We start from the raw sequence: 14,339 nt of genomic DNA, 5'->3' as shown, positions 1-14,339 counted from the left end.
GGTTTAACCTAAATATTTGAGATTAGCTATTGATGATACTAATTAAGAGGTTCCTGCTATATATACCGTCCGCATAATACATTGACGGCAGCTTCAGTACGCAAAATCCTATTGCCAAGATGAACCGCTTGACAGCCAATACTGGATAACAAATCGATTTCATAGTCAATCCATCCCCCTTCGGCGCCGATACAAAGAATGCTTGGTAATCCATGATTGTCTGTAAACTGTGAGAAAGATAGCTGTGCGTAAGGATGAGCAACCACAGCCTTTTGATGTGTAACGAGCAGACTTAGCTCATCTTGCACATAAGGCTTAAAGCGTTTTTTTAGAGTGACTAATGGCGGTACCGTATCAATAGATTGTTGCAAGCCTTCTAGGATAAACTCGTCGATTCGATTTAGCATGGGACTTTGCCAATAGCTCTTATCGCTTCGATAGCTATTGACTAACACAATGTGACGCACCCCAATTGCCGTCATATCTATAATTAAACGACGCAATACTTTGGGTCTAGGCAGAGCTAACACTACCGTTAAATTCAACTTGTCTGGCGCAGGGTGATTTAAGTCTAACTCTGAAAGCTCAATCTTATCCACCTGAACGTCCGAAATACGAGCCGTGCCGACCTTACCATTTATGCTACCAACTTTTAACGTATCACCGACGCCTAATCCCAATACGTTTTGGATATGTTGAATTTGAGAAAGCTTTGATAGCATTACTTTGTCTTGTGTTGCCGCAGACTCATCTAGTAATACTATATTCACGGTAAGTTGCCTTTATCTTCCCTGCTATAAGAGCTGTCACTGTCAAAAGAGCTGTTACTGTCAAAAGAGTTATCAGACTTTTTATTTAGGTTGTTTTCTTTCGCATCGAGCGTTAACGGGTTATTAAACTTAACGCTACTATGAGAATCATTAGCATATGAGCGAACTTTGAAATGATCAAGATCTACTTCTTCTAATTTTGGATCATTTATTGTTTGTGGTCTTAAATGATCTAACAACAAAGCCTCAACCATCTCCATTTGCTTTTGCATCGCACTGCTTTTCTCGGCCACAAGACTTTTGCCTTGCTTACCTGCCTGCTGAGCAATATCAGGGTATCTAAGCCAAAACTCAATCGCCTTAGTAAGACTGTTGGAAGATGAATCTACATCATTGTTTAATCGTTTAATGGCTCTCTTGTCTTTATTAGTCTTATCTTTATTAGTCTTATCTTTATTAGTCTTATCTTTATTAGTCTTATCTTTATTAGTCTTGTTTTTACTTGGTAAGTCTTGAGAGCTCTCAACGACTTTCAGTGCACCGACCTCTTCTAACGCCGTGACAAGCTCCTGACAAGACTGAGTATAGACTCCCATGATAATAGGCTTCGCCAAACTTGCGGCTTCAACGGGATTATGCCCCCCAATATTGACTAAAGACCCACCAACAAAGGTCACGTCTGCCAACTCGTAACAGTCAATCAGCTCGCCCATGGTATCTGCTAAATATACTTGGGTAGCCGGTTCTATTAGCTGTCCGAGACTGCGTCGCTGGTAAGACAACCCAGACTGATCAATCAATTGAGCAACAGCATCGAAGCGTTCAGGATGGCGCGGTACGATAATGAGTAAGGTATCCGTCAGACCGGATATGTCAATCAAGTGCTTGTGGGCCTGTAGCAGTAAACGCTCCTCTCCTTCATGAGTGCTACCCGCCACCCAAACTGGCCGATTTAGCACCTCTGCTTGAGTGCAAAATTTAGTCTTTATTGCGTCTAAGTGTTTGGTGCGCTCGCTTGTTGATGAGTTGCTTATGTTAATGGGACTGGTAGACCACTTTAAAGAGTCAGCACGGCGAATCTTGGGGACATCAGTGCCAAGACGACGAAAACGTATGGCTGAGTCTGCATCTTGAGCGATAATCATCGTAATATTGTGCATCATACTTTTACTGATGGCTTCATATTTGGCATAGCCTTCAAAAGATTTTTGCGATAGCCGAGCATTGACCAATACAGATGGAATATCTTTGCCACTCAGAACGGCTAAGCTATTGGCCCATAATTCAGTTTCAACAAACATGGCTAAATCTGGTTGAACATGGCTTATGAATTTCTCAATAACCTCTTTGTCATCCACCGGCACAAAAGTATGCACCATTTGCTTCGATGAGATGACGTTAGTAAATAACTTTTCGGCACGAGCATACCCTGTTTGCGTGGTATTGGTCAGCCAAATCTTAGCCCCCTGTTCTAGCATGTTGGTAAGCATGGGTGCAATAGTATTGGTCTCACCTAAGGATACGGCATGACACCATATCGTGCTGTCTTTGAAAGGATTGTCTTCTATTAATGAGAGTTTCGCGGCGGGTAGCTCCGGAGAATCAGGATATTCACGGCCAAACCTGACATCTATTTCTTGCTTATAATCTGCGATAGGTAATCCTAACTTTTTGGCTTTTTTATGCCGGCGCCATAATGCCACTCTGTACAAGGGCTTCAATACCTTAATAGCGAGTCTATAATACCAAGGCGGTTTAAAACCATGAGATGGTTTTGGTATATCAGACAGTAATACATAGGTTGATTCAGATGTATTGGTCGTGTTTTTATCTGGCATGGTCAACCTATTTGCACCTTGTTAAAATAGAATACGGAAATAAAAAATATCCTATTCTACCGCATTTCACCTCTTTAAAATAGTTTTGCCATTTATTGAATGATATGAAATAAAGGGGAAGCGTGTTGAATGTCATTGCCAATTAAGAATTTAGGCAGAATTAGAATTTGTTGCAGCTACAGGGTACAACATTTATAGGCCGATATTTTCTAAAGTCCTATGATTAATTAATGTTCAGTAGTTATTGGATAAAACTTAATGATGAATAACACTTAACGGATAATCATTAATGAATAAAGGTGACCACCCTGATAGACATTATAATAACGGGCTAAATAAACGAAAGCCTGAATCAAAGAGCTTTTTATAATTGGGTCGACGATTCCATTGTGTTAAATCTAGCAGCTCACACTGTGACAGATAAGCCGCTTGACACGCACTAATTTGCTCAACTATTGCGGGGGTGTACAACGCCAAGCTAATCTCCATATTGAGATAAAAACTGCGCATGTCCATATTGACCGTACCAAATAAGCAATAATCATCATCAATAACGACCGTTTTAGCATGTAGTAACCCACCTTTAAATAGGGCAATTTTTACTCCCGCTTCCATCAAAATCGTATAGGATGCTTGCGAGGCATGTTGTACCAAAAATGAATCTACTTTTTTCGGCAGTATAATTGTCACATCAATACCGCGTTTTGCCGCAGTAGTAAGTGCTGCCAACAGCGCTTCATCGGGTACAAAATATGGCGTTGTGATTTGGATTCGGCGATTTGCTCGATGAAATACTGTCAATAAGGTATTATAAATAACATGGTCAGTAATGCGCGGTGCAGAGGGGATCAATTGAGCCATCACATTTTCAACTACTGGCATCTGCGCAATAGGGGGCATGTAACGATCTTTTGCCATACAGATTTGATCATCTTCAGCCTCTACCGATACCTTCTTAAAGCCCGGCTTGAAATCGTGCCCATATTCATCACTTAAACTAAAAGAAGAAATTTGTCTGGCAAGATAGCCTGTTGGCTTGTCATTCACATCGTTTAATTTCGGCTTTGGTCGATACAACTTACGAGTATATGTATTAATACTATCATCTATAAGTATGCCTAGCTCCTTTAGATTGCGAGAGCTTTCTGCCCCTATGTCGGTGACATTAACAGCCGCCAAAGCAGTGACCACACTGACTTGCTTATCGCTTTGAATCCGCATAATAAGGTCAATCCACTGACCGACTGCTTTGTCTTGTTTAAAAAACTCAGGATCGACTAAATTAAAACTACCGGTATAGCCTATGTCATCGTCTATGACCACTATTTTACGATGATTCCGCAAGTCTGTACGCTGAAACAGCGTTTTGAATAAGCCGACCGGTAACGATTGATGAATGCTCACCCCAGCCTGTGTCAGCCTCTCGTGCCAATCGTCCGTAAAAAAGCTAAAGCTGCCCACACTATCTGCTAATATCTGACATTCAACCCCTCTGTTAGCGGCCTCCATCAAAGCACGAAACACCTCTTGCACCCGCCCTTTAGGGTAAATAATATAAAACTCCATCAATATCAATGAAGTGGCGTTTGAAATGTCTTCAATAAGCGCATCAAATGTGCTTTGAGCAGAGGTCAATAGCTGCATTCTATGACTATCATATACCCCAAAGCCGGTATCATAAGTCCCAATACGACTAACCCCTTGATAATGCACTGGCAATCTATCGTCAACTTTAGCTAACTGAATCGCCTCCCGCTCTGCAACGCTTCTTAATAGCTTTTGTGCTTCAGAATTACGGGTTTTATAACTTTTACCCAAATAGGGTTCACCGACTAATATATAGGCCACTATACTAAAAAATGGAATGGCAAATAAAAGAACCAACCAAGCGATTGCAATGCCGGTATTACGCTGCGTGGACAAAATACGCACAATCATAAATACCGTCAAGATCACATGAACCGTAACCCCCACCCATGCCCAATCCCCAGCTGACACACTGTCTAACCATGACAACTTACCCTCAAGCGTTTGCATGAAAGGTGAGTCTGAAACACTGGCAACAAGGACAACAGCTAGGGCGGTCATAATCTCATAACGTCATGGCTCAAGGATTTAGGGGTTAAATGATTTAAAGTTTTGGGGTTAAACAACTTAAGGCTTAAAGCTTAAAAGGTGCACGCATCGATTAAAGTATCGATTAAAGTATAGATATTTTAGATGACTGAATAACCAATAACGACAACGCTCAATAAAATAACCCATCGTCACTCTTAGTTTTCTACTAGTCTTCTGTTAATCTTCTGCCGTTAAAAAACCTAACAAGGCTTTTTCACTGGGCTGTTGAAACTTTTGTGTACGGCCACGACGACCTGCTTGATAACGATCACAAAACTCGCCTTCAAGAAAACTCTCGATTATTTTAGGATGAATATAGGAAGCACGGCAGACGCTCGGCGTATTGCCTAGATTTTCTGCCACCGCTTTGACCATATTGACGACCAATTGCTGGCGTTGTTTACTATTTGCTGCACTAGATAACACCTCTTCGCTCGCCTGCTCATATAAGTACTCGGCGGCTAGCACCGACGCCATCCACGTTCTAAAATCTTTAGCGCTATATTCTTCGCCTGTATGCGCTCTTAAATACTCATTGATGTCTTGGCTTTCAACCACTTGTTTATCGCCATTGTGATCAAAATATTTAAAAATTCGGTAGCCGGGTAGCTCTGAGCAGGCCTGTACTATTTCAATTAAACGCTCATCTTGCAGCTCGATATGATGCTCCTTAGCACTTTTTCCGACGAAGTCAAACGCTAAGCCTTCATCTGTTTCACTCACATGCTTACTGCGCAATGTACTTAAACCATAGCTCTTATTTTGCTTAGCATAGCGATCATTACCAATACGAATAAGGGTTATTTCTAACAATTTAACCACAGCTGCCAACACATGATCTCGGCTTAGATGCTTCGAATCAAGGTCTTTTTCGATCTGGGCTCTTAATTTTGGCAGCTTTTTACCAAAGCCGATCATGGCATCAAACTTTGCCACTTCACGGGCTTGATTCCAAAGCTCATGGTATAAATACTGCTTTCGACCTTTCTCATCTCGCCCTGTACACTGCAAATGACCATTGGCATATTGGCATATCCATACCTCAGACCACATGGGCGGAATAGCCAATGAGTCAAAACGCGCCTTTAACTTTTTATCCTTTACCGTATTGCCTAACGCATCTTTATAGCTAAAGCCTTTTCCCCAGCGTTTGCGTGAATAACCAGGCTCGTCATCACTGACATAACGTAGCTTGGCACTTTTAGCAAGTGCCTCATAATCGTGACGAACATCGTCCTGGGTATCTTGATATTTTTGTGCTTGAGAGGGGGTTTGTTTTGAGTTACTCATGACACATCCTAAATGCACTGCTGAGAAATAGTGTGACCTAAAATTATAAGGCAATAAAATGCTATTAAAATACAACGATTACCCTAGATTGCAAGTTCCGATTATAACCATTGCTTGCCCTGATATGCCATAAAATTATGATTATTTACGGTAGCACTAACAACCCCACAATTTAGACCTTTTTATATGTTAATATTAATTTAATACTATTTTTATATATATGGAATTATAAATAATGTCTTTTCTAAAGAATACGTTACCCTTATATGTTGCCTCCGGATTAGGCTGCTTAGTCACTGTCGGCTGTTCTAATACAGCTTCTAACTCAAGCCCTTCAGCCTCAACCACAGTAACGGCAAATACTACCTCTATATCGCAAATACTGGGATCGTCCAATTCAAGTACACTTAATACTCATAACATTGAGCCCATTGAGAAACCTAAAAAACCCACTGAATATTCTCTTAAAAAAGAGACTCATCTCTTATTAGACACCATCAATCGTGCAAATGATGCCGTCATAGAACGCTATATTAAAGACCTTAATCCCTATTATATCTCTTATGATGCGGTACCAGTGATGGGTGTAGAAAGTGCCGTAGCCGCAGATGCTTCTGAAACGGTTAATGACGTGATGGCTACTAACACCGAGTTTTCTCAAACCAATCTTATTGAAAAAGACGTTGATGAGGCTGATTTTGTCAAACAAAATGCCCAATACATTTTTTTGTATGGTAATAAAGGCAATAATACTGAAACCACTGACAAAGATAATGATTTACGCATATATGACAAATCTAAACTTGCTCAGAACGCTATAAGCAAACCCCTCTCCGAAGGTGCGGGCAACGACACTCTCTCAAAGCATCTTGTGAGTAGTATCTCATTTCCCGATCACACCTATTTTGAAGGCTTATTTCTCACTGCAAATAAGCTTTATACCTTAAGTTTACCTGAGTTTGATCAAAGCAATAGCTATCAAAGACACTCTTTTAATGATAACTCATCAAACCCTATTAGGATTAATAGCTATAATATAACCGATATTAAATCCCCTAAGTTGACGGATACTTATGAGCTAGAAGGTGGTTATAAGCAAGCGCGTAAGGTAAAGGACAATTTATTTGTCGTCACCCAAAGCACTATTAATTCAGCAGACTCTATCGAGTGCGATAGTCATCTATCTCAAAAAAACCGTATTAAAAAATGGAAACAGAACCCAGAGGACTCTATCACCCAATGCCAAGCAGAATACAGACTGACCGAAGATGAGTTATTGAAGCGTATGCCAAAAGATGTCAATGGCAAACCCATAGACCCTGATGACTGCTATGTACCGCCTTTCGAGGAAGGTATTAGTCCTTTTTTACAGTCTGAAATTCAACTGACCTTGATTCATAACATCGATCTCAGTGGCAATAATCAGCAAACCACTTGTGTGGTCAGCGATACAAATGGCTTTTATATGAGCGATGAAGCAATGTATTTTGCAAAAGCTGATATTGACCCCTCTTATTTTATTGAAACATTCAATAACGAGTCCATAGAGATAGCGGATACCGCTTCTTCAACCACACCCTCTGCTCCGATACAAAAATCTACTATCCATAAGTTTGGTATTAAAGGGGACCGCCTTACCTACGCCGGATCTGGCCGAGTGGAGGGGGTTATTAACCTTGACGTCCCAAGCTTTAGTATGAATGAGTACAAAGGCATATTGAGGGTTGCCACCACTGCTCAAACCCAAGATGGCCAAAACGACATTATAAATATGCTTCACACACTAAAAGAGTCTGATGACCGCTTAGAGCTGGTCAAACTTGCCACCTTACCCAATCAAGACAATCCTCAATCCATTGGCAAACCTCAGGAACGAATTAAAGGGGTTCGTTTTATGGGAAATCAAGGTTATATCGTAACGTTTAAAAATGCAGATCCTCTTTATAAAATTGACCTGTCTGATGCCTACCACCCAAAAATGGTTGGCGAACTTGAAATGCCTGGCTATTCGGCCTACTTACATAGAGTAAATGACGATTATTTAATGGGTATTGGCTATACTGTCAATGAGCGTGCACAGCCCAATGGCATACAGACCACTTTATTTGATGTTACCGACGTACCCAAAATAGTGGCTCAAGACACTGTACCCATAAAAGATGGTGATTTTCAGCCTGACTTTAAACTATTGGTAGATACTGACAATAAAGCCTTATCAACCGTATTTGATAAAGGCATCTTTAAGGTCACCATCCCCTACATCCAAACCCTTGACGACCTTCTTTATCAGGATGGACAGCCTCATTACAGCACACAAACTAAAGCGTTAGAGTATGAAGTTAATCCAAACACCGCTGAGTTTTTGCACCGATATCGCCGTGATGGACAAAAGATGCAAGCCAATATTTATCAGCAACCTCGCTTTAGAGCATTAATAGATGGCAACGACGTATTTTACACCACCGATGATGGCGAAATTAATGCCTATCAATGGGGCAAACCATAATCCCTAATAAAGTCAGTGAACAATAGCAAAAGACAAAAAAAGCTGTCGTCACCTATATAGTGACGACAGCTTTTATAATCTTTAATGTATCCTAATAAAGGCTATGGAGGGTATTAATACCCCCCTGCTTAATTAGGTCATACGAATCGCGCCATCTAAACGGATCGTATCTGCGTTTAGATACGCATTTTCAATAATATGTGCTGCCAGATTAGCAAACTCAGCAGGCTCACCCAGACGCTTTGGATAAGGCACACTGGCTTCAAGTTCTTTACGAGCAGGCTCTGGAATTTGTGACATCATTGGAGTCGCAAACACACCCGGCGCAATTGTCATCACACGGATGCCATGACGGGTCAGCTCACGGGCTAAGGGTAGCATAAGACCAACAACCCCTGCTTTTGAAGAGCCATAGCTGCCCTGTCCCACCTGACCATCAAAAGCTGCAATAGAAGCTGTATTTATAATAATACCCTGATCTTTATTATTTGGACCCCCTTCTTCTTTAACGCGTTTAGCAATACTAGACGCCACAAGACGCGCCACATTGAAGCTACCGACTAAGTTCACTTGAATGCCCTTATTGAACTTATCAAGATCGGCAGGGTTGTTATCACGATCAAGTAGCTTTTGTACGATGGCGATACCGGCACAGTTAACACTACCTGATAAGCTACCAAACTCTTTTTCAGCAGTGTCTACAGCTTCTTGTACTTGCTCACCGCTGGTCACATCACAACGCACAAAACGTACAGTGTCACCAAGCTCTTTTGCTAATGCTTGACCCGTTTCTTCATTTAAGTCAGCAATGATGACATTTGCGCCACGCTTCACCAATTCCCTCGTCGTCGCTTCACCAAGTCCTGATGCACCACCGGTAACGATAAATGTGTTTGATTCTATTTTCATATAAAAATCCTCTTGTTGATTTGGTTTATCATTTATGCTGCCAATCATTGACCGCTTTGTTTTTTATTATAAACATTATTCGCTTCATTGACGCAATAAAAAACGTTGTATTTTACCACTAGGTGTTTTCGGAAGATGCTTTACAAACTCAATATAACGTGGATACGCATGCGCAGATACTCGTTGATGGACCAAAGCCTTAATCTGCTCTACTAGCTCTTCACTACCGTTGACACCATCCTTCAATACCACAAACGACTTAATAACCTGACCTCTCATCTCATCAGGCACTGCCACCGCAGCTGACTCTGCAACAGCTTCATGTTCCATCACACAGTTTTCAACCTCAGTCGGTCCAATACGGTATCCTGCACTAATAATAATATCATCATCACGTCCAGCAAACCAAAACGTACCATCTTCATGGCGCTCTACCATGTCTCCCGTGAGATAATAATCTTCAACAAACGCTTGTTTTTCATCCCAACTATAACCCTTAAAGTAGAAGGCAGGCGACTGACTAACCACAATAGCCAACTGTCCTTGCACCCCATCTGCCACAGGTTGAAAGTCATTATCGAGCACTATTAGCTGATGACCCGGTAATGGCAACCCCATGGATCCTGTTGGGGTTACGTGTTCTAGAGCATGGTGCATACAACAAGTCATGCCAGTCTCAGTTTGTCCATATTGGTCATAGACTGGACAGCCGAGATTATCATTTATCCAGCCCACTACCTCTGTATTTAACGTCTCGCCAGCAGAATTGGCAACTCGCAGCGACAATCGGTCAGCTACGCCTTCAAACAGACCGCTGGATTTCATCATACGATACGCTGTTGGAGAGGAGGCAAGATTGGTTATCTTGTGACGGGTTAAGAAATCGAGCGTATTTTGGGCATCAAACCCTGATTCATTAAAATAAGTGGTGATCCCCATTAATAAAGGACCGGTAATACCGTAATACAAACCATAAGCCCAACCGGGATCGGCCATATTCCAGAAGTGATCACTGTCTCGTAAATCTATGGCATAGCGCATATATAAATAAAATGCCGATAAGGCGTTAAGCGGCACACTCACCCCTTTTGACTTGCCCACTGTGCCTGAGGTAAACATCTGTAAAAAAGGATCGTCCGCTGACAAAGTCACTGGTTTTACAGATTCTGCATCTATAGGCTCACCTTGCTTAAATGCCTCGCTAAAGTTTGCATCCTCATAGTCATGACCTGCCCCACTTTGCTGTTTGGCGACCAACACCATCTTCGGTAAGTTATCTATGTCATTGAATTTATGACGATTGTCCATATTAGTAAAGACCACTTTGGTATGTGCTTTATCCAGACGATAAGCAATCGACTCGACACCAAAAGCGGTAAATAATGGTTGGTAAATGGCGCCAATTCGCCAAGCCGCTAATACGATAATCAATAGCTCAGGGGTGCGTGGTAGCATGGTGGCGACTCTATCGCCTTTGGTAACGCCATACTCTTTTAGCATAGTAGCGACTTGAGCACTTCGTTGATCCAAATCATTAAAGGTCAGCTTGGTCACCACACGATGGGTATCTTCATGTACTAAGGCTACTTTATCGCCAAGTCCTTGTCGCACATGACGCCCGCAACACGCCATATAGGCATTGAGACGATCTTGTGGATTATCCTGAAAGATATCTTTCAGTAGAGCCTCTCGATCGAAATTTTGATAAAAATCTGCATAGCTTTGATTGACGGCGTCTGTATTGACGGACTCTTTAGAATGGGTAGTATGCTTAGTTGTGTCGGTGTATATGTTTGGCATGAGCGCTATTCCTTTAGCTTGTGCATAGATGAGTGAGAATGTCGTATGTTAATTTAAATGAGGCGTTTATTCCGTTTAACGTCTCTTATTTAGCTTTGCTTATTTTGCTTTACTGTTTAGCCTGTATTTTTTAACCCTTCTATTAATACCCGATTTTACTCACTTATTCAATACAAATTGTATCACTTATGATGGCTATCCTATAAAACCACCTATTCGACTGAATAATCTATTTTTATCAGTCTTGGTGAAACTATTTATATGTTGCGTTTGTTTTATTGCTATAGGACTAGTCTTCCTTGTTTGGTTAATATTTAGATTTGGTATTCAATGAAAACCGTCCCCCTAAAACTAAAAAAGCAGTAATAGAAAAACTATCACTGCTGTTGCTTAGGCTATTTAAATCTAATCGTAGAATCAAGCCTAAAATTGATAGGATGAACTCAATCAGTTTATCTGATAGCTACTTGCCATAAGTACATAGGTAAGCCGTTTCAACGTCTACTTTTACTTGAAACTTTTGATTGGCCTCAATCGTAAAGCTTTGACCAGCATCATAGGTTTTGAAGTCATCGGCACCGGGTAACTTAACCGTTAATGCTCCACACACCACAGTCATGGTTTCAAACTCACTAGTGCCGAATTCATACTCGCCGATTTCCATTACGCCTACTGTGGCAGGTTTTGTCGCCGTTTGAAAGGCGATAGAGGTTACTTTATTGTCAAAATATTGATTAACGCTTGGCATGGATAATATCCTTAGGTTGGTTTGAGAAAGTTTTGAAAGATTAGGAGTTATTTAATTTTATTAAATTTAAAGATAAATTCACATTATCTCAGTAGACATTCTATTATACTGACGACTAAGCGTACTCAAAAGATATAATGTATCTTAAATTTGATAGCTTTTAAAACATCTCCTCTATTGTGTTATTTATGAATAAGATATTTATGAATGAGATATTTATAAACGAGATATTTATGAATGTGATATTTATAAACGAGATATTTATGAATCTGATAATTAGAGTATTGCCCCATTTATATAGCACCTTTTTAGCCTAATTAAACCTTTGGAGAGCTCTGTGTCTGAGTCTAAACCTATTTATACTGTGTTATTTGTCTGTAAAGAAAACTCTGCTCGTAGTTTAATGGCTGAAACCATTCTAAACCATCTCGGTGAAGGGCGTTTTGAGGCCTATAGCGCAGGCACTCATCCTGCTGAAACTGCCAATCCTATCGCATTAGAGATACTTGAAGAAGCTGGATTTTCAACTGAAACGCTTAAACCTAAGCATTACAGCGTATTCTTGGATGACGATGCCCCCTATTTGGATTTTGTGATCACGTTGACCACGGACATTAAAGAAGAAGCGGAAATAAATATTTGGCATGAATTACCTAAGGGCAGCGTGACAGCTCACTGGCATTTTGATGATCCAAGTGAACATCATCTTGATGATCATACTGAACACGAAGAATTAAAACGAGTCGAACTAGAACTGACTCAGCGTCTGACGCTATTTATCATGTTGTCTGATGAGAAGTTACGGGATTTAATAGATAATCCGCCAGCGAGACCATAAGCTTAAATATAATTTCCCCATAAAAATACCGATGCTCATTTTAGCTAAGCATCGGTATTGTTTAAGAGTAACCAAGATCGATTAAGTAACTAAGGGCTATTAACCAAGCTCGATTAACCAAGAGCTATTCAATAGTCACCACGTAAGCGTAAATTGACATAGTTTGAGAATCATTTAAATCTCTGATAACCAATCTATCTTACGTAGCGTCTGCTTCGTCTCTCGGCGTTTCTTTTTGCGTACCGCTTCAACGTTATCTTTTTCATGCACCCCACCTTTTTTTAACAGTGGATTGAACACGAGATGATTACGTGGTTTTACGGCTTGCTTTGCGGCACTTAGATTGATGTCGTTATTGTTGCGATGGTCTGCATTCTCAGTGCCATTACAGCTGCTACGACGCTGATTGACGGCTCTTTCAATCTGTTTGGCCTGCTTAAGGGTTTGTTTTAAGCTCATTGTGTATTCCTAAAATTAGTTCTTATTTTAGGACTTACGTTAACTCTCTATTTTTCAGTATTTATACGCGTACTATGCGTATGATTTTTTAGCGTAAAAGGTAAGTCCTACTAAATTTGTGGCAGAATTAGATAACATTTTTAGTCACCTTCATGTTTAGTCTCCTTCATGTTTAGTCTCCTTCATGTTTAGTCTCCTTCATGTTTAGTCAATATTATGTCTAGTCAGTATTATTCATTACCTATCATGTTGCTTTTATCATAATAGCCGAAGCTTAGGCCGTGGGTTTCGCTTCGCTACACCGCACGCTACAACGCGCATAACAAATTGTACTGCTTATATAGCCTAATTAAGCCTCAAATCTGAGCGTTTGCCGAGGGACGAGGCGCGCGACACTGCGTAAAGAAACAAGGCGCATGAAGAGGCATATTTGGTAGGGCGTCAATATTCCAGATGTTGAGGCCCTGCTTTTGCTCTTTATGCCATACAGTTTACACCTTCATGCTGTTTATCCCTTGATGTACAATACTTGTTTTAGGGTATGTACTACTCCAACTAAGTCTATTTGGTTGTCTATAACCTCGTCGATGTCTTTGTATGCGCCGGGAATTTAGACAATTAAGCTCATGTCTTTACGCCACTCTACCCCTCCACAACTTAAAAATGTTTTACACTCTTCAAATATTCAAAATCTAAATACCCATTGCCCACTTTATTAACTTAGCAATGGTCAGGATAGTAAGCAATCCAGCCAAATATAACCCAACAAACCATGCCCACTGAGATTGTTTCTTAGTGAGCTTTGGTTTGGTTTTATGCGGTTTAGAAGGCTGGTTTCTATTGATCTGACTCATAGGATTAACCTCCTTAAATGGCTTTGCAAACTGATTAGAGCCTATAACGATTTTAAATTAAGCTCTAATATTAGGGTCTGTTGAACATTCAAATGTGGAACTGGCAGAGGCTGTTTTTTAGGCAATATGCAGGGAAATTTTTGACGCTTAGTCATTCTAAGTTAAAAAATTTCGCAATATATTGACAAAAAACTGCCCTGCCCCGCAGG

At 40.6% G+C, this 14,339-nt stretch carries 11 protein-coding genes and 1 pseudogene; 2 read left to right on the top strand and 10 right to left on the bottom strand.

The annotated features are described in order from the left end of the window. Nucleotides 1–56: 56 nt before the first annotated feature. The 4 genes from AC21OG_RS09115 to AC21OG_RS09100 form a co-directional block, all read right to left on the bottom strand. Entirely contained in the window at nucleotides 57–770 is a 714-nt protein-coding gene (locus tag AC21OG_RS09115; RefSeq protein WP_487377862.1) for a 16S rRNA (uracil(1498)-N(3))-methyltransferase, read from the bottom strand. Then, nucleotides 767–2,608, bottom strand: a complete 1,842-nt coding sequence (locus AC21OG_RS09110; RefSeq protein WP_487377863.1) for a 3-deoxy-D-manno-octulosonic acid transferase — start codon at nucleotides 2,606–2,608, stop codon at nucleotides 767–769. The genes AC21OG_RS09115 and AC21OG_RS09110 overlap by 4 nt, the downstream gene beginning before the upstream one ends. Before the next feature lie 318 nt (nucleotides 2,609–2,926). Beyond that, complete coding sequence (locus tag AC21OG_RS09105; protein ID WP_487377864.1) at nucleotides 2,927–4,696, bottom strand: cardiolipin synthase; 1,770 nt, start codon at nucleotides 4,694–4,696, stop codon at nucleotides 2,927–2,929. Nucleotides 4,697–4,903: 207 nt separating this feature from the next. Next, nucleotides 4,904–6,016 carry a DNA topoisomerase IB gene (locus AC21OG_RS09100; RefSeq protein ID WP_487377865.1) on the bottom strand — a complete coding sequence of 371 codons (1,113 nt, stop codon included), beginning with the start codon at nucleotides 6,014–6,016 and terminating at the stop codon, nucleotides 4,904–4,906. A 235-nt stretch (nucleotides 6,017–6,251) separates the two neighbouring features. Between AC21OG_RS09100 and AC21OG_RS09095 the strand changes: the two genes are divergently transcribed. Then, entirely contained in the window at nucleotides 6,252–8,522 is a 2,271-nt protein-coding gene (locus tag AC21OG_RS09095) for a beta-propeller domain-containing protein (RefSeq protein WP_487377866.1), read from the top strand. A gap of 132 nt (nucleotides 8,523–8,654) precedes the next feature. On the opposite strand, the gene AC21OG_RS09090 is transcribed toward AC21OG_RS09095, so the two are convergent. From AC21OG_RS09090 to ppnP, 3 genes are all read right to left on the bottom strand, one after another. Continuing rightward, complete coding sequence (locus tag AC21OG_RS09090; RefSeq protein ID WP_487377867.1) at nucleotides 8,655–9,431, bottom strand: SDR family NAD(P)-dependent oxidoreductase; 777 nt, start codon at nucleotides 9,429–9,431, stop codon at nucleotides 8,655–8,657. Nucleotides 9,432–9,515: 84 nt separating this feature from the next. Beyond that, a complete protein-coding gene (locus AC21OG_RS09085) occupies nucleotides 9,516–11,231 on the bottom strand; it encodes an AMP-binding protein (protein ID WP_487377868.1) in 1,716 nt (571 codons plus the stop codon). Between the two features lie 463 nt (nucleotides 11,232–11,694). Continuing rightward, a complete protein-coding gene (ppnP, locus tag AC21OG_RS09080) occupies nucleotides 11,695–11,979 on the bottom strand; it encodes a pyrimidine/purine nucleoside phosphorylase (protein ID WP_487377869.1) in 285 nt (94 codons plus the stop codon). Between the two features lie 337 nt (nucleotides 11,980–12,316). On the opposite strand from ppnP, the gene AC21OG_RS09075 reads away from it, so the two are divergent. Next, nucleotides 12,317–12,817: an arsenate reductase ArsC gene (locus AC21OG_RS09075; protein WP_487377870.1), complete on the top strand. Its 501-nt coding sequence runs from the start codon at nucleotides 12,317–12,319 to the stop codon at nucleotides 12,815–12,817. Between the two features lie 174 nt (nucleotides 12,818–12,991). Here AC21OG_RS09075 and AC21OG_RS09070 read toward each other — a convergent pair whose 3' ends face one another. The 3 genes and pseudogenes from AC21OG_RS09070 to AC21OG_RS09060 all read right to left on the bottom strand — a co-directional run bounded on the left by AC21OG_RS09070 (nucleotide 12,992) and on the right by AC21OG_RS09060 (nucleotide 14,130). Beyond that, the gene (locus AC21OG_RS09070; protein WP_487377871.1) at nucleotides 12,992–13,276 is read right to left on the bottom strand and encodes a hypothetical protein; all 285 of its coding nucleotides are present in this window, start codon (nucleotides 13,274–13,276) and stop codon (nucleotides 12,992–12,994) included. Nucleotides 13,277–13,784: 508 nt separating this feature from the next. Further along, nucleotides 13,785–13,925: pseudogene (locus AC21OG_RS09065) on the bottom strand (RtcB family protein); the annotation flags it as partial. 43 nt (nucleotides 13,926–13,968) lie between these two features. Further along, nucleotides 13,969–14,130, bottom strand: a complete 162-nt coding sequence (locus tag AC21OG_RS09060; RefSeq protein WP_487377872.1) for a hypothetical protein — start codon at nucleotides 14,128–14,130, stop codon at nucleotides 13,969–13,971. Nucleotides 14,131–14,339: the final 209 nt, after the last annotated feature.

Source organism: Psychrobacter sp. CX5 (assembly GCF_057621535.2).
The sequence above is the reverse complement of the archived record's forward strand: the minus strand, read 5'-3'. Positions and strand labels throughout refer to the sequence as shown.

What these genes read in the sequence shown, in the direction of transcription:
- AC21OG_RS09110 (WP_487377863.1), bottom strand. Translation starts at nt 2,608, where the DNA reads ATGCCAGATAAAAACACGACCAATACATCTGAATCAACCTATGTATTA.
- AC21OG_RS09105 (WP_487377864.1), bottom strand. Translation starts at nt 4,696, where the DNA reads ATGACCGCCCTAGCTGTTGTCCTTGTTGCCAGTGTTTCAGACTCACCT.
- AC21OG_RS09100 (WP_487377865.1), bottom strand. Translation starts at nt 6,016, where the DNA reads ATGAGTAACTCAAAACAAACCCCCTCTCAAGCACAAAAATATCAAGAT.
- AC21OG_RS09095 (WP_487377866.1), top strand. Translation starts at nt 6,252, where the DNA reads ATGTCTTTTCTAAAGAATACGTTACCCTTATATGTTGCCTCCGGATTA.
- AC21OG_RS09090 (WP_487377867.1), bottom strand. Translation starts at nt 9,431, where the DNA reads ATGAAAATAGAATCAAACACATTTATCGTTACCGGTGGTGCATCAGGA.
- AC21OG_RS09085 (WP_487377868.1), bottom strand. Translation starts at nt 11,231, where the DNA reads ATGCCAAACATATACACCGACACAACTAAGCATACTACCCATTCTAAA.
- ppnP (WP_487377869.1), bottom strand. Translation starts at nt 11,979, where the DNA reads ATGCCAAGCGTTAATCAATATTTTGACAATAAAGTAACCTCTATCGCC.
- AC21OG_RS09070 (WP_487377871.1), bottom strand. Translation starts at nt 13,276, where the DNA reads ATGAGCTTAAAACAAACCCTTAAGCAGGCCAAACAGATTGAAAGAGCC.
- AC21OG_RS09060 (WP_487377872.1), bottom strand. Translation starts at nt 14,130, where the DNA reads ATGAGTCAGATCAATAGAAACCAGCCTTCTAAACCGCATAAAACCAAA.